Annotated in this window: 24 protein-coding genes; 14 read left to right on the top strand and 10 right to left on the bottom strand. The window is 34.4% G+C overall.

Translation table 11 applies throughout. The features are described 5' to 3' along the window. Nucleotides 1-2 precede the first annotated feature (2 nt). On the top strand, nucleotides 3-659 hold the full coding sequence (locus VEU72_08485) for a hypothetical protein (GenBank protein ID HYL67165.1): 657 nt from the start codon (nucleotides 3-5) through the stop codon (nucleotides 657-659). Then, nucleotides 656-1,402, top strand: coding sequence for an orotidine 5'-phosphate decarboxylase / HUMPS family protein (locus tag VEU72_08490; GenBank protein ID HYL67166.1), 747 nt, complete (start codon nucleotides 656-658; stop codon nucleotides 1,400-1,402). Before VEU72_08485 ends, VEU72_08490 begins: the two co-directional genes overlap by 4 nt. Here the strand turns inward: VEU72_08490 and VEU72_08495 are convergent. The 4 genes from VEU72_08495 to VEU72_08510 form a co-directional block, all read right to left on the bottom strand. After that, nucleotides 1,399-1,800 carry an NUDIX domain-containing protein gene (locus tag VEU72_08495; protein HYL67167.1) on the bottom strand — a complete coding sequence of 134 codons (402 nt, stop codon included), beginning with the start codon at nucleotides 1,798-1,800 and terminating at the stop codon, nucleotides 1,399-1,401. The genes VEU72_08490 and VEU72_08495 overlap by 4 nt on opposite strands. 38 nt (nucleotides 1,801-1,838) lie before the next feature. Further along, nucleotides 1,839-2,630 carry a polyprenyl diphosphate synthase gene (uppS, locus tag VEU72_08500; protein HYL67168.1) on the bottom strand — a complete coding sequence of 264 codons (792 nt, stop codon included), beginning with the start codon at nucleotides 2,628-2,630 and terminating at the stop codon, nucleotides 1,839-1,841. Further along, a complete protein-coding gene (locus VEU72_08505; protein ID HYL67169.1) occupies nucleotides 2,618-3,760 on the bottom strand; it encodes a DUF373 family protein in 1,143 nt (380 codons plus the stop codon). Before VEU72_08505 ends, uppS begins: the two co-directional genes overlap by 13 nt. Nucleotides 3,761-3,855: 95 nt before the next feature. Beyond that, the gene (locus tag VEU72_08510; GenBank protein HYL67170.1) at nucleotides 3,856-4,353 is read right to left on the bottom strand and encodes a hypothetical protein; all 498 of its coding nucleotides are present in this window, start codon (nucleotides 4,351-4,353) and stop codon (nucleotides 3,856-3,858) included. A gap of 255 nt (nucleotides 4,354-4,608) precedes the next feature. On the opposite strand from VEU72_08510, the gene VEU72_08515 reads away from it, so the two are divergent. The 8 genes from VEU72_08515 to VEU72_08550 are packed head-to-tail and all read left to right on the top strand — an operon-like array spanning nucleotide 4,609 to nucleotide 10,201. Continuing rightward, nucleotides 4,609-4,752, top strand: a complete 144-nt coding sequence (locus VEU72_08515; GenBank protein HYL67171.1) for a DUF5679 domain-containing protein — start codon at nucleotides 4,609-4,611, stop codon at nucleotides 4,750-4,752. A 60-nt stretch (nucleotides 4,753-4,812) separates the two neighbouring features. Continuing rightward, on the top strand, nucleotides 4,813-5,235 hold the full coding sequence (locus tag VEU72_08520) for a translation initiation factor IF-2 subunit beta (GenBank protein ID HYL67172.1): 423 nt from the start codon (nucleotides 4,813-4,815) through the stop codon (nucleotides 5,233-5,235). Beyond that, on the top strand, nucleotides 5,235-5,531 hold the full coding sequence (locus VEU72_08525) for a DUF424 domain-containing protein (protein HYL67173.1): 297 nt from the start codon (nucleotides 5,235-5,237) through the stop codon (nucleotides 5,529-5,531). Before VEU72_08520 ends, VEU72_08525 begins: the two co-directional genes overlap by 1 nt. 48 nt (nucleotides 5,532-5,579) lie before the next feature. After that, nucleotides 5,580-5,891, top strand: a complete 312-nt coding sequence (eif1A, locus tag VEU72_08530) for a translation initiation factor eIF-1A (protein HYL67174.1) — start codon at nucleotides 5,580-5,582, stop codon at nucleotides 5,889-5,891. Nucleotides 5,892-5,928: 37 nt separating this feature from the next. Then, nucleotides 5,929-6,717, top strand: a complete 789-nt coding sequence (locus VEU72_08535) for a serine protein kinase RIO (GenBank protein HYL67175.1) — start codon at nucleotides 5,929-5,931, stop codon at nucleotides 6,715-6,717. Further along, nucleotides 6,714-7,286: a KH domain-containing protein gene (locus VEU72_08540; GenBank protein HYL67176.1), complete on the top strand. Its 573-nt coding sequence runs from the start codon at nucleotides 6,714-6,716 to the stop codon at nucleotides 7,284-7,286. Before VEU72_08535 ends, VEU72_08540 begins: the two co-directional genes overlap by 4 nt. Next, nucleotides 7,273-9,117 (top strand): DNA topoisomerase VI subunit B, encoded by a 1,845-nt coding sequence (locus VEU72_08545; GenBank protein ID HYL67177.1) that lies wholly within the window; start codon nucleotides 7,273-7,275, stop codon nucleotides 9,115-9,117. The genes VEU72_08540 and VEU72_08545 overlap by 14 nt, the downstream gene beginning before the upstream one ends. Continuing rightward, the gene (locus VEU72_08550; GenBank protein ID HYL67178.1) at nucleotides 9,098-10,201 is read left to right on the top strand and encodes a DNA topoisomerase IV subunit A; all 1,104 of its coding nucleotides are present in this window, start codon (nucleotides 9,098-9,100) and stop codon (nucleotides 10,199-10,201) included. Before VEU72_08545 ends, VEU72_08550 begins: the two co-directional genes overlap by 20 nt. On the opposite strand, the gene VEU72_08555 is transcribed toward VEU72_08550, so the two are convergent. Both VEU72_08555 and VEU72_08560 read right to left on the bottom strand, forming a co-directional pair. Further along, nucleotides 10,187-10,657, bottom strand: coding sequence for an Hsp20/alpha crystallin family protein (locus VEU72_08555; protein HYL67179.1), 471 nt, complete (start codon nucleotides 10,655-10,657; stop codon nucleotides 10,187-10,189). The genes VEU72_08550 and VEU72_08555 overlap by 15 nt on opposite strands. 132 nt (nucleotides 10,658-10,789) lie before the next feature. Next, complete coding sequence (locus VEU72_08560) at nucleotides 10,790-11,347, bottom strand: UbiX family flavin prenyltransferase (GenBank protein HYL67180.1); 558 nt, start codon at nucleotides 11,345-11,347, stop codon at nucleotides 10,790-10,792. An 85-nt stretch (nucleotides 11,348-11,432) separates the two neighbouring features. On the opposite strand from VEU72_08560, the gene VEU72_08565 reads away from it, so the two are divergent. The 3 genes from VEU72_08565 to VEU72_08575 are packed head-to-tail and all read left to right on the top strand — an operon-like array spanning nucleotide 11,433 to nucleotide 12,510. Further along, on the top strand, nucleotides 11,433-11,792 hold the full coding sequence (locus tag VEU72_08565) for a hypothetical protein (protein ID HYL67181.1): 360 nt from the start codon (nucleotides 11,433-11,435) through the stop codon (nucleotides 11,790-11,792). 22 nt (nucleotides 11,793-11,814) lie between these two features. Further along, nucleotides 11,815-12,213, top strand: a complete 399-nt coding sequence (locus VEU72_08570; GenBank protein HYL67182.1) for a hypothetical protein — start codon at nucleotides 11,815-11,817, stop codon at nucleotides 12,211-12,213. Between the two features lie 9 nt (nucleotides 12,214-12,222). After that, nucleotides 12,223-12,510 carry a hypothetical protein gene (locus VEU72_08575; GenBank protein HYL67183.1) on the top strand — a complete coding sequence of 96 codons (288 nt, stop codon included), beginning with the start codon at nucleotides 12,223-12,225 and terminating at the stop codon, nucleotides 12,508-12,510. On the opposite strand, the gene VEU72_08580 is transcribed toward VEU72_08575, so the two are convergent. The 4 genes from VEU72_08580 to VEU72_08595 all read right to left on the bottom strand — a co-directional run bounded on the left by VEU72_08580 (nucleotide 12,507) and on the right by VEU72_08595 (nucleotide 18,204). Next, complete coding sequence (locus VEU72_08580; GenBank protein ID HYL67184.1) at nucleotides 12,507-13,298, bottom strand: S-methyl-5'-thioadenosine phosphorylase; 792 nt, start codon at nucleotides 13,296-13,298, stop codon at nucleotides 12,507-12,509. The genes VEU72_08575 and VEU72_08580 overlap by 4 nt on opposite strands. Beyond that, on the bottom strand, nucleotides 13,298-13,810 hold the full coding sequence (locus tag VEU72_08585) for an adenine phosphoribosyltransferase (GenBank protein HYL67185.1): 513 nt from the start codon (nucleotides 13,808-13,810) through the stop codon (nucleotides 13,298-13,300). Before VEU72_08585 ends, VEU72_08580 begins: the two co-directional genes overlap by 1 nt. A 52-nt stretch (nucleotides 13,811-13,862) precedes the next feature. After that, nucleotides 13,863-15,995, bottom strand: coding sequence for a hypothetical protein (locus tag VEU72_08590; protein ID HYL67186.1), 2,133 nt, complete (start codon nucleotides 15,993-15,995; stop codon nucleotides 13,863-13,865). Between the two features lie 127 nt (nucleotides 15,996-16,122). Beyond that, nucleotides 16,123-18,204 (bottom strand): AAA family ATPase, encoded by a 2,082-nt coding sequence (locus VEU72_08595; GenBank protein ID HYL67187.1) that lies wholly within the window; start codon nucleotides 18,202-18,204, stop codon nucleotides 16,123-16,125. A gap of 112 nt (nucleotides 18,205-18,316) precedes the next feature. Here VEU72_08595 and VEU72_08600 point away from each other — a divergent pair, with 112 nt between their 5' ends. Then, on the top strand, nucleotides 18,317-18,793 hold the full coding sequence (locus tag VEU72_08600; protein ID HYL67188.1) for a hypothetical protein: 477 nt from the start codon (nucleotides 18,317-18,319) through the stop codon (nucleotides 18,791-18,793). The last annotated feature ends 2 nt before the right edge of the window (nucleotides 18,794-18,795 follow it).

An 18,795-nucleotide genomic window follows, 5' to 3' on the forward strand; every position in this document is an offset into this window, starting at 1 on the left:
CTGTGATAAAACTACCACATTACATTCAAGTTGCTGATATAATCGAATTTTCAAGACTAGTATGCGCTTTTGAAAGAGTCCCGCGTACATCTTTTTCATTTGATCTTGATGGTCAACATGTTATTTCTGTCCAAATGGATCTTCTTAAAGAAAAACCAATAATCTATTTTACTCCAATAGATAAGATTGGTCATTATCTTTCATATGGATTTAAGGGAGGAAAAGAAGATTCTGAGATTGTTAATACCATCACAAATCCTACGTATCTTTATTCACCAATTGTCAGAATAAAATCATTGCCTCCGTCTCTAAAACCAGAAACAAATAAAGAATTAGAAGTAACTTATGAGCCGCTTGAGCTTGAAGACATTACAAGTCTGATAAAACTAAGCTATGGATTTGAAGAAGCTCCATTCCCGCTTTTTGCTTTTCAAAATGGAACAAATTGGATGATAGGCGTCTTTATGAATTTTAATGAATCAGACGAAGTGTCCTATTTCTGTCATGTTAAATTAGATAGTGAACCGATGAAACCCTTTTTGAAATATTCAAGTAAGGATGGATTGGAACCTACTTTTGTAAGTGCTATAACAGAACATGGTTATTCCTACCTTAAAGTAATAAAACTAAAAGATAAACATCCACTAGTTAAACTATGACTGGTTATAGAACAAGAATAAAAGAATCTGCATCTGGTAAAAGCAGAATCATATTAGCAAACGATTTGGAAAACCTATCTATTCAAAAACTAGAAAGTAATACAATAAAAAATATAAAAACACTAAATAAATTTCTATGTGCAATTAAATTTAATTTTCATCTAATATTACCACTTGGAATAAAAAGTCTTACAAAAATAAATCATGTTGCTCATGATGCGGGCTTACAAACTATTGCAGATATAAAATTAAATGATATTGGAAATACAAATAAAATCACAACTGAGAAATTGTGGCAAGCAGGATTTGATGCGGTGATCGTAAATCCAATAATGGGCTCCGAAAATCTGCAAAGTCTTATTGAATCTGCACATAAAGATGATCATGGGATTATAACACTTGTTCATATGAGTCATCCAGGTGCAAAATTAGGATATGGTCTTACCGTACTACAGAACAAAAAGACATTAAAAATTAATGAATTATTTTTGGAATGGTCTTGTTCTATGAAAGCAGACGGCATTGTAGTTGGTGCAACAGTTCCACAAATAATAAAGTCATGCTCCAAAAGATCAAAAGGACGATGTGAAATTTACTCCCCCGGAGTTGGTACGCAAGGTGGGGATCCAATCAATGCAATTCGGTGTGGTTCAAATTATCTAATTGTTGGACGAACAATTTTGAATGCAAAAGATCCTATTTTGGAAGCAAAAAAACTTCAAGAACTAAGTCTTAGCATCTAATTTCTTAGTTTTTTCATTACATTTTGTGCGTTCTTATAGGTTAGTTTCTTTAATGCATCATTATATCCAAGCCAGATAAATCCTTGATGCTCATGAGAAATCTTAACATCTGCAGTATTTGTTTTAGCAAGAAAGAAAACAACTTCTTTGTGAACCAATTCCCTATCACGTTGATAATGATATTCTACTTTATCCTCAAAACCATCGACAAAACTCACGTCAGTTATGCCTGTTTCTTCTCTGATTTCTCTTATCACTGTCTCCTTTAGAGTTTCACCTTCTTCGATATTTCCCTTGACAAAATCCCAATGACCAGAAGGATAGTTTAGAAGAAGATACATCTTGCCAGAGGGAGTTTCTCTAAATAAAACTGTCCCTGCTGATCTTTCCTCAATCATTACTTAGGACAATTAGTTCAGCTACGTATTCTTTTCTACTATTTTCCTAATCTTCGTGCTCTTCTTTGGAATGTTCTAATTGCTCTCATAAGATCTATCTTTCTAAATTCCGGCCAGTATACATCCATAAAAACAAGTTCACTGTAAGCACTTTGCCATACTAAAAACCCACTGAGTCTTTTTTCTCCAGAAGTTCTCAATATCATATCTGGTGATGATTGTGGAAGATGTGATGTATAAAGACAGGACTCGATAACGTCTTTGTCTATTGCATCTACATCAAGTGAACCTTCTTTGATTTTGACTGCAATCTTTTTCACAGCATCTACTAATTCATTCTGACCACCATAAGCTATAGCTATGTTAAGATAATGATCATCGTAATCCTTTGTAGTATCATCTAATCTATTCAAAACTTCTTTTAGAAATTCTGGCAATATCTCAACGCGACCAATAGCTTTTATCCTCATACGATTTTTGTGTATTCGCGGATCGTTATACAATTTTTCGAGTCTAGCTTTTATCAAACTATAAAGATACTGTAATTCAGCATCATCACGAGCCAAATTCTCTTCGGACAAAACATAAAGTGTTATTATCTTTATGTCAAGTTCTTCGCACCAGTCTAATAATTTTTCAACAGCATCAGCTCCGCTGAAATGACCGTCAATCTTTAGAACTAGATTTCTTTTTGCCCATCTCCTATTGCCATCCAATATTATTGCAATATGGTTTGGAATTACCCCATTCCTGATTTCCTTTTCAAGCTTGTTTGAATAGACTTTATAAAACCCAGCGAAATGAAGCGCCTTTTCTTTTATTCCGATAATACTTCACCGCCTTTCTTCCTTCTATATCTACGGAAGAGCAGTGAGGCAGATATCAGTATTACTGCTAGTCCAAGTAATAGTGGCGGAAGTAGAGTGAATGGACTTTCATTATGTGTCATAATTGTTGTGAACTGTAACACAATAGGATAAAGTGTTATCAAAACAACAATTCTAAGTATGTCCGTTATTGATCTTATGCTTCCTTTGAACCAACTGCTTAACAATGATCCCCCAAACATAGATCCTACACCCATCCACAAAAATGGTAACATTCCAGAAACAAAAGTACCAATCACCACTTTATCTGTGGCCAGTTTCAATATGTCTGGTTTTGCCGTAATTAGATCTGGATTAATAGCTCCTAATCCTGAGGGTATTGAAACTAGAATCAAAAGTATCCCAGTTACCATTGTAAATGTTCTGATAAATCCTGCAGGTGTAGGTTTTACCCAATGTGACCAAGCTCGATCAACATCAAAAGCCCTGATTAGAAATGCTCCGCCAAGAATGCTTACTAAAACTGCAAAAATCTCTCTGGTCATTCCAAGTACTGTGGCGATCCCTCCAATCAAAAGCAAAATTCCTGGAACTCCAAGGAAAAATTTTGAATATTTTGAATCAAAAGCAATTGCTTTCAAATATCTTCCAAAAACTGCATATGAATATTCTACACTTCTGCTAGCCCGCATGACCACTCTTCGAACTGAAACAATGGGTAATACATTTTGAATTATCGGAATGACACTTTCATCATCTTCGCCATCAGAAACAATGACTGCCCCATTTGCAGTATATTTTTCCATAACTGATTTTACTTGTAAAACTATTTTCTCATCAGCTTCTACTCCTCTGTTTTCTGTACCTGAAACAAGAATTACTTCTGCTTGATATCCTTTGCTTACTAGATCTTCATAGGTTTTTACTGCTGCAAAAATTGAATTAGAATCAGCATCTTCAGGATCTTCTAACGCAAGTCTCTGCGCAGCATCAATACATGCATTTCTACCAACAATTGGTGTGATAACCCCTGCTTTACCAATATCATCATCTCTATCAACACAAATTACTAATAATCTGTTGGTCCTACCCTCAATAGTATTTTTTTGCAGATTAGTCTCTTTTGTTGACATGATATATACAAAAATTGTATTTCCTATTAATTAATCTAATTTATACATCATCAAACCATTGTTATCAAAAAATTTGACTCAAAAAATCACACGTCTCATGGTTTTGTCTCATTAGCCTTTATTGCGTACGATTCAGATTCCTTTTTCACAGAGTCCAACTTTTGTAGTTCGTTTTGAAGATCATTAATTGAGACGTTGCTTTTGACCTTGTTTGCGATGACTATGGTCTCTGTTAGATAATCATTGTACTTTTTTAGGGCTTCACCATAATTGAGATAACTTTCACGCCATTCCTGAGGCGCTCTACTTTCTATTATCTCAGATAAGAGAGAATCTACTTGTGAGGATGATGTTTGGGCTCTTGTTATAAAATCATCAGGAGAAAGTGAACCACCAAGCATGTTACTCAACTCGTTATTAGTCTCATTTATTATAATATCGTGTCTCTCTTTGATGCTTTCTAATTCATTACGATAGTCAGAAATGAGAGGACCAGAGTTAGGGGGTTGGGGAATTAACCATAATGAAAAACTGGCAGCAGTGATTATGCCAAGTATTATTGCAGTAAGAATTATGCCTTTTTTTGTTGCCACCCCATCCGTCATGCGATGGCGGTTAAAAGCATAACTGACTCTAACGTAATTTTACATCTCATTAGGCACAAATTTGCTAATTTATGAAAGTTGGATCATTTACTCATTAGAAATAACAAAAAATTCTACAATTTTATAGAATTTCTATATATCTCAACTAATAAACAAATTGTAAAAATTCATGAGCCTCTAGCGTATAGTGAAATAATTTTTACATCGTCTTCCTAAATACAACTTCATTCGTAAACATGTGAAATGACTACAGCATACTGCGTAAAATGCAGGAAGAAAGTCGAGATAGCTGGTCCAAAGGAAGTTAAGCTAAAAAACGGTCGACCTGCAGTAAAGGGCACATGCCCAAAATGTGGCACTAACGTTTTTCGAATAGGAAAGCCTTAGGGACCATTTTCTTCTTTTTTAAACTAAATCAATATAGGTAGCCGTCAGTGAGTTCTGTTATTGGCAAAAGGCGAATATGAAAAACTATTAAAAAAAATTCAGGATAAGATTTCTGAAAATAAAAAAGATACTGGTTCTAGGTTTGAACTCCCAGCAGTTGACATAATGTGGCAAGGTAACAGAACATTTTTCAGAAACTTTGCTGACTTTCCAAAACTTCTAAGAAGGGATCCTGAAAAAGTTCTCCAATATCTTTCAAAAGAGTTTGCATCACCAGTTCAAGTGGCTGGTGATAAAGCAGTATTTGTAGGAAAAAAAGACCCCCATGATTTTACTATGCTTTTGACAAGATACGTAAAAGAATATTTGGAATGTCCGACCTGCAAAAGTCCTGATACTAGAGTAGAAAAATCAAACAGGCTCACTTTCCTAGTTTGTGAAGCATGTGGTGCAAAATCCTCACTTAAGGGTCCATACGCGTAATGGCGTTTGCAGTACGAACAGTTATTTATCAACAAAAAAGGATGCTGAATATTTGTGATGCAGATCTAGTTGGAAGAACTCTCACAAAATCAGATTTAACATTAAACATTAGCAGAAGTTATTTTGCAGAACGAATTGTTGGGAAGGAGGAAGCAGAAGAACTTTTGAAAACATGTTCAATAATAAACATGGTAGGAAAAGAAACCATTTCTTTATCTACCAAAATTGGAATAGGATCTTCAAAAGGCGTAAAAGAAATTGAGGACGTTCCATTTCTTTTAGTTTTTAAATTTTGACAAAACACCACAATTATATACGTTCGAGAGGAACATTTTTTGATCATAGTGGGAAAACGTAAAGTTCTAAACGAAAGTGAGCTTAAAGAAATGAAATTACCAGAAGAATATGAACTTCTTGGTAGAGTTATCAAACTTTTAGGTAGTGATCATGTTTTGGTTAAATGTACAGATGACAAAACACGAATGGGTAGAATTCGTGGAAAACTAAAAAGAAAAATCTGGATACGTGATAATGATGTTGTTACAATTGCTCCATGGGATTTCAAATCAGATGAGAAAGGTGATATTACTTGGAGGTATACTCTGTCCCAAGTTGACTGGTTGAAAAATAACGGTCATTTGCCAAAAGATTTCTAACATATCCGTAACTAATTTTACACAGTAAATTCAATTCATGATGTTGTCAGACGAACTTGAGAAGAAACTAGCAGAACGGATTGATCTTAAAGTTCTTGCAAATGAAAGGAGAAGTAAATCACACAAAGGTGTATTTGATAGAAATAAAGTTGTAGATGATGTTCTAGACAAAACCACAATAATGATCTTATCAAAGATGATAAATTCTGGAATTATATCATATGTTAACGGAACAATTGGTTCTGGTAAAGAATCCAAGGTGTATTGGGCAGTGGATCCTTCTGGAAAAGATATTGCCCTGAAGATATATCTTGTAACTGCTACTAATTTTAAAAAAAGACTCCCATATCTTATAGGGGATCCGAGATTCTCAAGTATTAAAAAAGGAACCAGAAATATGGTGGAACTTTGGGCCAAAAAGGAATTTCGAAATTTGAATCAATGCGTCAAGGCTGGTATTCCAGCAGTCAAACCTGTTAGCCTGATAAAAAATGTATTAGCTTTAGAATTCGTAGGAAAAGGAGGAGTGCCTGCATCTACTTTGGTAGAAACTGAAGTCACTTATGATGACTATAAGCAATCAATTTCAATTATTTCAGATCTTTATACCAAGGCTAAACTAGTGCATGCTGACTTCTCTGAATATAATGTCTTTAAAACTGAGAAAGGTTTGATTGTACTTGATTTTGGTTCCTCAGTTGATATAAGACATCAAAATGCAAAAGAATTCCTTGAAAGAGATATTAAAAATATAACTAATTTCTTTGTTAAAAGAGGTTTGACAGTAGAGAATCCATCCGATATACTTGCGAGGATAATGAATTGAGTTTTGAAAAAATTATTCTTATTCCACTTGATAGAATTGGTGCATTAATTGGTAAGTCAGGAAAAGTAAAATTAAAAATAGAAAAAATATGTTCAGTTACAATTGATATAGATAGCAAAACAGGCGAAGTAACTATTAGAGGAACAGGAAAAATTGAAGATATGCTTCCTTTCAAAGCTGAAGAAGTTGTTATGGCAATAGGTCGTGGATTTTCTCCTGAAAAAGCAATGCGACTTTTACAGGGTGAAAATGCATTACATGTTATTGACTTAAGAGAATTTGGAGGTAAATCTTCTTCTCAGATTGAAAGGATAAAAGCAAGAATAATTGGAGAGGGTGGTAGAGTTAGACAAAATATGGAACAACTTAGCGGTGCTAGTATCTCAGTTTATGGACGTACAGTGGCAATAATTGGAGAAGGAAATCACCTAAGAACAGCAGTAGATGCCATTACCACACTTTCAAATGGAAGTACACATGGAAAAGTTTACAATGACTTACAGGAAGCAAGACGCAGAGAAAAACTAGAAAGATTACAGCTATGGGAGAACGGAAATGTCTTTGACTAAGGAAACCTTTAGCCAGATCTCACCAAGTGAGTTTTTTTATAGGAATAGAGATCTTGCAGGTTTTAGTAATCCTACAAGATCACTATATACATCAGTTAGAGAATTTGTTGAAAATGCATTAGATGCATGTGATCAAAAGAAAATTTTACCAGATATTCATCTATCAATTAAAGCAGTAGATCCTGAACAACCTGATCCAAAACCATACATACTTTCAGTAAAAGACAATGGTCCTGGTATAGAACCAAAACATGTACCGCTCGCATTTGGAACTGTTCTTTATGGCTCAAAATTCGGATTAAAACAAGCCAGAGGTATGTTTGGACTTGGAGCAACAATGGCTATACTGTATGGTCAGATTACAACAAACAAGCCAGTTATTGTAAAAAGTTGCGCCGATGGAAAAACACAAGATGAATTTGTAATGTTACTTGATATACAAAAAAATAAACCAGTTATACAAAAACATAACACGAAAGAAGCTTCAAAAACTGGGCTTTCAGTTAGCATTATTCTAGAGGGAGACTATTCAAAGGCAGGAACTAAGATTAGAGATTATGTGTCGCAAACATCCCTGATCACACCATATGCTTCTATAACATTTGAAGATCCTTCCGGAGAAAAATCTCATTTTCCTAGAATTGTAAAAGAAATGCCGCCCCCGCCTACCATCATAAAACCACATCCACATGGCATTGATGTAGAGACAATTAGAAGAATGATAGTAGACACTCATTATCAAATACCTATTGTTGATAATAATATGATTACAAAAGTTCGAAGTGAACTTGGATTGCAGAAAAAAAATCTTAATTCAAAAGGTATTATGGAGCGAGCACAAAAAAAATGGTCAGGTCTTTCTAGACCTGTAAGAACAGTTGTTGCAATGATGTCATTTCTCAATTTAGATTTTGATGGATTGAGCAAAATTCGTATAGACGATCTTGATGTTGCAAATAAAAAACTCACATATTGGAATTTTGGTGAATCTAAATCACATCTAGTTGAATTAGATTCAGAGAGTCCATATTACAAACAACTAGCAAATACTGTACAGGGAGATACTTTACATACCTTTTTAACAAAAAGATTCCAACGAGTTGGACCAACCACGGCAGATAAATTTTGTGAATTTGCCAAATTTAAGTCTGAAAAAAGAATTGGCAGTATGACCAATGATGAACTTGTTAAACTTGCTGACGCACTTCAAAAATTTGAAGAATTTTTATCTCCGGATCCAAGTTGTCTTGCACCGCTTGGAGAAGAGCCATTATCAAAAGGAATAATGAAATTTTTTAATCCGGAATTTGCATCTGTTATTCAGAGAAGTGCTTCTGCTTACTCTGGATTTCCATTTGTAGTTGAGATGGGAGTTGCATATGGTGGAGATATTCCTGCGGCGGGACTTAAGGTGTATCGCTTTGCCAACCGTATTCCACTTCTTTATGATGAAGGAAGTGACGTTGTTCTTAAGATTGTAAATGAAATGGATTGGAGTCGTTATAAGATTAAGGGAGATCCTCCTCTTGTTATTGTTTCACATATATGTTCTACTAGAATTCCATATAAAACGGTGGGAAAGGAAAATGTTGCAGACAGACCTGAAATAGAACGCGAACTTAAAAATGCATTACAGTATTTGGCAAGAAAATTGGCAGTACATATGTCAAGGCAAGGAATGGCAGACATGGCAAAAAAAAGAGCCAACCTATATTCAAAATACATCCCACTTATTGCACAATTTGCAACGGAGCTTTCTGCAAACAAAAAAGAACCAAATTATAAACAACTAATAAAGAAGGGAAGTGAACTTGAAGAACAACAAATCTAAAACAGCTAAAACTGCGGAAGCAAGAAAAGAAAAATTACTTTCAACCCTAAAAAATCAAGGTCTTACAATTTATAATGATTTGGAGAATGGTAAATTTCCACAATTTTCAATTCCGAGCAGATCTGTTAGCAATATAGTATATGATAAGAAATTAAGACAATACATTCTTGGTAATTCTAGTGCTGTTCGAAGCGCAAGAAATATGTCACAACTTCGTTCATATACACAACTTTCATGGCTTTCATTTTTTGTAAACAGACTAGTAAAAGAAGGAAAATCCTCAACCTTGAGAGATATTTATTATTCATCACAAGCTTTTGAAATTGATTTTGAAGATCAACCAGAATCTGATAATATAATAGTTGATCTTGAGGCCTTACTTTCATTTCCTCGAGAAGACTTTCATATTTTTCCTGAAGAACGAAGCAGTGTTTTTGGGGATCTTACAATAGAATATACTGTACCTGGATATGAAGGAAGGAAAGTTAATCTCTCTGATCATCCTGATGGATATCTGATAGGACCAAGCCTTAGTAGTGCAGAATTGATAGATACAAGTGCTGAACTTGTGATTGCGATAGAGAAAGGTGGTCTTTTCACAAGATTTGTTGAAGAAAAAGTTCACAAAAAATTCAAAGCAATAATAGTTGATACTGCAGGTCAAGCACCACGTTCCACCAGAGCTCTTCTGAAAAGACTTAACACAGAACTGGGATTACCAGTTGTTATCTTAGCAGACGGCGATGTATATGGTGAACACATTGCTATGGTCATAAAATCTGGATCTGCAAACGCTGCCCATTTAAGAGAACTAACAGTTCCTGATGCAAAGTGGCTTGGCGTGTGGGCTACAGATATTGAAAAATATAAACTTCCAACAATACCTATGACTGAATCCGATATTAAGAGAATATATGATTTACAAAAGGATCCTCGTTACCAAGAGGGAAACTGGAAGACGCAACTAGAAGTATTCTTAAAATTAAAACGAAAAGCTGAGCTTGAAGCCTTTTCGAAATACGGACTGACAAATATTACTGATAAATATCTACCAGAAAAATTAGAGTTATCAAAGAGCCTCTAATTTTTTAATTCTTAATGTTAGAACTCCATTTCTGTACTTGAAATCATGAATTCCCATATCTGGAGTGGCTTCTATAGGAACTTCTTTAGAAAATTTACTTGATCCCCTTATGTATAAAATGCTATCAATCAATCTGACTGTAACTTGATCTTCTGGTCCTGGTACTTCTGCTACAAATACTAATTCTTGATCTCCTTTTATCAAGTCATATACCCAATTCTTTGTATCACTTTCTTTCGTAGTATATTGTGGCTGTGTATCCTTTGTCATCTTCTTTAATACTCTCACCCAATAAATCATAATGGCAGCTGTAACGCCTATCAAAATAAAACTAACATATCCTTCTGAAGCTCTTAAAGACATAATGTATACTGCTCCAAGAAATAACAATACCATTAGTGGTATTATAAAATCAAGAGATTTGTCATTTGAATATCTATTTTTATAGCTTGCCAAAGTTTTCTGTATATTCCACCATTACACCAAATATAAAGGATCTTTGGTTTTCACATCTGGTAAACCTATTGGACTCGAGTTTTTTTGTTGGTCTAATTTCTAATTAAATTATGAAATATTTTGTAAAATATTTTAGGTAGTTTCCCATCGTTTGAACAAATCGTGATCGATATCGAATTGATCAAGACATTTTCCAACAATGTGATTTAGTACATCATCTATGGTTTTTGGTCTATTGTAGAATCCTGGCATTGCAGGTAGGATGATCACTCCTATTCTTGCAAGTTTTAACATATTTTCCAGATGTATACTCGTAACTGGTGTTTCACGTGGAACAAGTATTAACTTTCTTGATTCTTTCATCGTAACTCCAGCTGCTCTTGCAACCAAGGTTTCTTCATAACCATTTGCTATACTTGAAAGTGTTTTCATACTGCATGGAATTACAATCATTCCATCTGTTCTGTGGGTTCCACTTGAAATACTAGCAGCCATGTTAGAGTCATCAGAATAATGATCTGCAAGAGATCTCACATATTTGAAATCATATTCTGTCTCTAAAACAAGACATTTTTTTGCCCACTCTGTCATGATTAGATGAATTTCAACGTTATACTTCTTTAAAACTTCTAACATTCTTATTCCATAAAGGATACCCGAGCTACCAGTGATGCCTATGATTAACCTCATATTTGAACTGCTTTAGTTTAATATTTAATTCCAACTATACGATGTATGCCTCATCTTTAATTACATCGCGATTTTCTCAGACGTTATGAGTGTAAATTTGAATAATGTTGAAGAAAAACTTGTCTCGGAGCTTAGGCTCTCACATATTCAAACAAAGGTATTTGTTTTGGTTATAAAAAATGGCAAAATGTCAGCAGAAACTATTGCAAAAAAATTAGAAATATCTGATTCAGTAGCACTAGAAGCTGCACAAAGTCTAGTCAGACTTGGTGGTTTTATTGATATAACAACAACAGAATTTGAATCAACACATCCAAGATTTGCTGTTGTAAATATGTATAGACGTATGTGCCAAAGAGAAAATATTGAATTTAAAAAAAATATACTTGTCGATAACATATCTATTGTTTTAGAAAAACCATATGATGATGCAAGAACTAAATAGAACCATATCTGGAGAAGAAACAATGTCAACAGATCAAGAGACATGTAAACATGAAATAGTTTATTTTGGTGTAACAAACATAAATTATGAAAAAAGAACAATTGGCTCAGTTGATATCTGGCGCTGCGTTATATGTAAAAAAATATTCTGTGAAGAAAAACAACTAGGAATTGAAAGTATAGTGGATTATGTAGGAATGCCAAAAATAGACAAAGATCAAAAATGGTCAGTTCTTTTATGTAATTTAAAAAAACATAAAGAAAAATGGAAGCTTGTAAAGCTTAGAAAAGATGATGAGATCCAACATGAATGTCTGGATGAAAAAGTAATAAAACTCAAAGTAAATGACTTTAAGATTCAAGATGAAAAACACTGGAATTTTCTTATAGAAAGCTCTGTTAACAAGGCAGTTGAAATTTAGGAGTTATTCATGAATCTTAGGGTTCATATCAACAATGTTCATGGAAGTCAAATAGCTGCTAAAATTACTGGCGTTTTTACCCTCGATGAACTTTATTCATTTAGATTCAATGCTATTGCTTTTGGAAGAATTGGGGGTCATAATATTGGAGCAAAAATTCCTAAATCTACTCAGAAAGCAATTGCCAAATTGGGTTACAATGTAGATGAAGTGATTAACGAACTTCAACAAAAATTGGTTCATGGAGATATTACTTTGCCAGAAGGACTCAAAAAAGAAACTTTTGCCGACAGTTAAAACTGAGCTTCTGTTAACGCCTTTTCACAAGAACAATTTCTTTGTTGTGGTATTAAATCAGGAATAAGAGTGAGAATTTTCTTTGTAGTTTCAACATTTTTTGATAATGTTTCCAAAACTTCTTTTGCAGTTACTGGTTTATCTGCCCATACATCATAATCTGTGACAGTTGAAATTGAAGCATAACATATTTGAGCTTCTCTGGCAAGTTGACATTCTGGTACCAAAGTCATGCCTATAATGTCAGCTCCTATTACCTCTTTATAGAATTTTGATTCAGCACGTGTTGAAAATCTAGGTCCTTCTATGCAAACATATGTGCAATTTTTATGAATCTTTAAATTTATTTTATCTGCAGCTCTGCTTGCCGCATCTTGAAGTTCTGGACAAAAAGGATCCGCAACAGATATGTGAACTACCTTCTCTCCCTCAAAAAAAGAATACTTTCTTGACTTTGTAAAATCAATAAATTGTGATGGTAAGACAAAATCTCCAGGCTTGAGATCTGGTTTTAGACTTCCTACTGCGGAAGGTGCAATTATTCTTTTTATGCCCATTTCTTTGAAAGCCCAAATGTTAGCTCTGAAATTAATTAAATGAGGTGGAATCGTATGTTTTCTTCCATGCCGTGGCATAAATGCAACTTTTTTGCCTTTGAAAAGTCCTACTGTTATAGAATCTGACGTCTTTCCAAATGGAGTATCAATAGTAATTTCTTTGCTTTCAGTCAGTAGACCAGAATCATAAATTCCGGTTCCACCAAATATGCCTATTTCTGCTTGTTCCATTAGTATTTCACTAGTGATTCATGCCTGTAGCTTTTAATTTCTTTTGAACCTTTTAGATCCGTTAATTCTATTATAAATGCAAATCCAGTTACGGTGCCACCAATTTTCTCAACTAGTTTAGCTGCAGCCTTTGCTGTTCCGCCAGTAGCTAATAGATCGTCACAAATGAGTACTTTTTCTCCTTTTTTTATGGCATCGTTTTGAATTTCCATTGTAGCACTTCCATATTCTATGTTATAGGAAATTTTCCTAGTAGCTCCTGGCAACTTTCCTTGTTTGCGTATCATTATCATTCCTTTGTTATATCTTAATGCAAGTGCACAAGCTAGGGGAAAACCTCTTGATTCAATTCCTGCAATTACATCGATCTCATTTGTATGGTAAAGTTTAGCAAATTCATCCACAACTAGCGAGAGAGCAGATGGATCTCTTAGTAGAGGACTGATATCACGAAACAAAATTCCCTTTTTAGGAAAATCTGGTATTTCTGCAATTTTTTCTTTAAGATTCACAGTATGACAGGCACTAGGTGGATGTAAAAAATATTTCTAATTAAAAATCTTATTATTGAATACTTAGGTTTGTAGTCGCTTGACCTTTTTCAGATTTTACCTGAATTGCATAAGATCCAGGATTGAAGCTAATGGGTATCTTCCACACCGTGCTAAAATCTCCTACATTTGTTGATGATATGTTAAAAGATGTAATTTGAGTACCGTTAGTACCAAGCACATTGATGATTACGTTAGCATCGTTACCAGCACCGGTGCCAGAAATCGTTACAATGTCGTTCCCCCTGACATAAATTGGAGGAATTCTGTCAAGCTTAACACTTATTCCTTCATTACCTGATTTTATTGTGAGAGGAATACTTGTGTGATTAATACCACTAGTGGCATCGAGCTGCCAAGTTCCCACCGTACCGTCACTAGGAATTCTAAAATCTGTTGAGGAAAAGGTTCCTGTTTTGTCACTGAATGTCTCCATAGATTTGACAATAACACCATTGGGATCAGAAAGAGTGACTCGAATTATACAATCTGGATTGGACTTACCTAGTATTATGATGGTGTCTCCTAAGAAATATGTGTCCTTTACAGTTTTCATCGTTATTGTTCCACAACCAGTTTGAAGACCCACTGCAAAATTTTCTGTTGCTTTATCGTTTCCTCTTGTAACTACAGCTGAATATATTCCAGGGGTGTACGACGTGACATTAAAAGAATAAGCAACTAACCCATCAGGTCCTAACAAAACAGTATCTGCAAACTTTTGTTTGCCAGATGGATCTACAATCACTAAATTAAGAGTTGAAGTGGGTGGGCCTGATATGTTGATAACAGGCTTTTCTGCATTTTGATAGTTTAGTTTGTCCATTGAAAGTGTAAGCTGTGGTACTGGCTGTTCGCCAACTCCAAAGTAGACAGTAACTTCGTCGGTTCCTTGTGAAGCCGTTACTATGTAAGTGCCCTTTGTTGCTCCAACACTCATTGGATATGCTATTGCAAATTTTCCATCAGATGTAACATTAAGATCCTTTGCAAAGATTTGATTCCCTGCGGGATCATTAATTCTAAATGCAATAGGCTGATTGGCAATAGATGTACCATTAATTATTATGGTTTTACCCGGATCAACTTCTTGTTGTGATGTTGAAAGTACAAACTGATGAGTTGTTACTATATTATGAGCTTTAGATACTTTATTTTTGCCATCAGAAACTACGACTGTATATTCTCCAAAAGGTGCGTCTATAGGAACTATGGTAGTATACGAATAATGTCCTGTTTTATCCGCAGTTGTTGTAAAAGTTGTAACTGTTTTACCGTTTGAATCTAGTACTGTTATAGTTAAAGTGACGCCAGGAGTTGCAGTTCCAGAAAGTGTCTTTGATTCTCCTCGGTGGTATATTGAATCTGCAATGATAGTTAATGGTACATTCAGAATAGCGATATTAGCTCTTTGATGTATCGGTTGAATTATAGTACTAAATGTTTTTGAATTACCATTTTGATCTTTGATAAAGAAACTTACACTACCAGTTGGTTGATCATCTGGAATTTTTGTAGTTACTATAAAATTATCATTATTAGTTGTAAAGGAATCAATCTTGTTATTTCCTATATACAAATCAAGATTTGCATTAGATGAAAAGCTTTGACCAACAACCCGTACGTTGATACCAGGACTTGGCGTAGAAGGAATAATTCTGAAACTTGAGCCATCAGATATTCCGGATTGATTGGTAGATGGTGTTCCAGGTGAAGATGGTGTTCCAGGTGAAGATGTACCAATCTCTCCTGAACCAAGTTCATTGTTTTTTATATCTAATGCTTTCCACATTATATCTGGATTTGATTGATCCGTTTTAATAATGAAATTTACTGACTGTCTAGCTTTTATTGGGTTTGTAGAAGTAAAGGTCAGTGTGTCGACAGAACTTTTTATGCCAAACCAACCACTGTCTGTCTTAAATGACTTAAAATTCCCTCCTTGACCAATTTGCAAAATTACAGAATTAATATCAGAAATGTCTCCAGCATTGTTAGTAAATTGCAAAGTTGTCGTCATATCGTTACTTGAGGCAGTTACTGTAACAAGATTAGTTACAGCATGTGCTTCTGTGAAAAATAACGAAGTAAATGAACTAGATACAAGCAAAACTAAAAGAAGGATTGCCCTAATTGACGTATACATCATAACAAAACAAAATCTCTCTCCAAATTAAACTTTAACCAGCTTTTATTCATGCCAGTATTTTTTTTTGCATTTGGAATGATAGTATAGATGAGTAAAGTACAAATTCTAGCTATTTTCTGAAAAATTATCTTTTATGTGGAATGGAAGTCTCAGAAACAATATTCTGGTTTTGTCTTATTCTCTCAGCAATCAGTCTATATATTGATCTGAATTGATCCTTTGTTTTATCAGACAAAAATTCAGTTTCTTCAAGTGCAATTTTTTCACATATATATCTACAAATATCCTCACGGTCAAATTTCTCCCAACCAAGATGTTGATTTTCTCTCCAGATCTCATTTAGATTATCTATTATACTCTTTTTACCTTTTGCAACAAGATCTTCCCTAGTTAGATTGGTGTATCCTTCTTTTCGTAGTTTGATTTCATATGTTTGATTGACAGCATAGAGATAATCTTCATCTATTATGAGATCTTCTATTGCTTGTCGTGGTTGACCGCCAAGTTCAAAAAATATCATCTGAACTGCTTTGAAACCATTTGTTTGCAATAATGTGGAAATCTGACGTGATTGATCTGTGTTATCTAGAAGTACAAATGTGTTGTATCCATGATTTCTGTAAAATATGGAAAGTGGTAAAACTGAATTTTTGTTGTATGCTGGAACTATGTTCAATGGGTTCATCGAAAGATTAGGATCTTTTAAGAATCTATCAAATGCATTTAGATACATAGAATCAGTCATTGTTTCTACAATAATGACAGGTCTTGAATTATATCCGATTTGTCTATCAATAATTGACTCTACAAGACCCCTGGATAAGCCATAAAGAATTGGAGTAAGTGTTAGGTCATCGGCATTCCAATAATCATAATAAATGTGGCTAAGATGTTTTCTCTTATCAAGTTCTACAACAAGTAAGTTTCCTGGAGTATAATCAAATATCATAAACGGAGAATGGGTTGCATATAGAATCTGGTTAGACCCAGCAAGATTCTTTAACAAATCAGAAATTCCTCGCTGTTGAGTTGGATGCAAATTTCTTGCAGGCTCGTCAAGAAGTAATATCGCTTCTTTTAATTCTGATCTCTGTGTCTCTGCAGCAAAGTTCACAATAAATGAAAACGTCCACTTGAATCCTTCTGCTCTTCTGTTCAAAAGCCCAGTGTTTGTAACTGTACCATCTTTATGAACATCAGAAATTACAACACTCAATATGTTTCCTGGATTATATCTTAACTCAACATGAATAGGATCACCTTTCCAAGCAGGATTTAATCTCTCACTTAGCTTCCTACTTGTAGTGTGCAAAAGTTTTATCAGTCTTGAAGGAGTACTTGCTACTTCTTCCAGTTTATTTGCATCAAGTTCTGCTAAATAAAATAAATTCTTGACTGTTTCTGCCTTGTCAAACTCCTCAATGTATTCTAATCCTTTTGGTCGTATGCCTTTTGATTCTTTCAAAAACTCATTAAGATCGATATTTCCAAGGATCTTTTTGTAATCTGAAAAATAAACAAACCTTGGATGTAATTTGTCTTCAATAAAATTTTCAAGCGCTGAACGTTCGGTCGTTCCTACAAGTAGATTGTCATAGATATTGTCTACATCTTTGTATATTTTTTCCCATTCTGAAATTACTTGCCTGTCTTCTGATGCCAATAGGTAAATCTGATTATTGAATTCTGCCATCATGTTGGTAAATGCATCTCTTGTTCTTGGGGAATGGCCCTGCAAGAACTTCGTATCTACTCTTATTCGAATGGGATTTGGAATATTAGATACAAAGGTTTCAATACGCTCAGCAAAGTTTTCCCAAGAGTTTAGCCTCTTGCTTGCCTCGCCACTGATTTTTACATCGCCAAAGTCATATTGTGCTCTTGGATTTGTCTGAGTTCTGTATATTTTTATGGCTTTGATATCCTGTAAGTTTGGGAACTTTTCCTGAATTAACTTTATTTCTTTTTCATTTAGTTCAAAATCCCCCTCTGCTACCCGTATTTCTGATTTTAGCTCATCTGTCATCTCATCGCATAGATCTAATTCAGAAACTTTGGAATCCTTGTTAAGTAAAGTAAGTGCTTCAAGTATTGTTGTTTTTCCACTCTCATTTCTTCCGACGAAAGCGGCTAAATCACCAACTTTTATTTCGCCAGAATCATGAATGCAACGAAATGCACGTACTCTAAATTTTCGAAGTCGCATCTAGCGCCTATGGGCTTGTCTATGATTTAACTTATTCGTCAAAGTTATCTGTTGCCGTACTAATTTTTTTGACTAAATAGATATAAGGGAATGAAAGTGGTTAGATAACAAAATGGCTGTGCAAAAGATAGCTTTGCTCGTTTTTGTTTTTCCAGTTGTAATTTCAATAGTTTTTGGTGTATCAGTACTATCAAATGTACTAGGTCAACCAGATCGACATCTTAACATGTGGCAATTTGTTTCTCATCAACCAACCCAAACAGGAGACAACGACATTAAAATTCAAAACCTCTTGAATTCTTATTCCGTCTTTACACCAGTAAACATTACTGTGGCAGTCAATAACACTTCGTTTGATTGTGGTGATCTATATATCACAATTTATAATCTTGACACATCTCCAAACCAAGTAGCGGCACAAAATGGTTACTTTTCACAATGCTTTGCAGAAAATAATTTGACTTTGCCAATTCATGATACATTTTCACAGATAATCGGAAAATCAGGTAATTACGAAATTGTAGCAGAAATGAAAGACAAAAACAATCAAAACACCATAAAGTCAACTGCTAACTTTAAAGTTCAATAAAT

This window comes from Nitrosopumilaceae archaeon, assembly GCA_035631875.1.
Taxonomy (GTDB): Archaea; Thermoproteota; Nitrososphaeria; order Nitrososphaerales; family Nitrosopumilaceae; genus TA-20.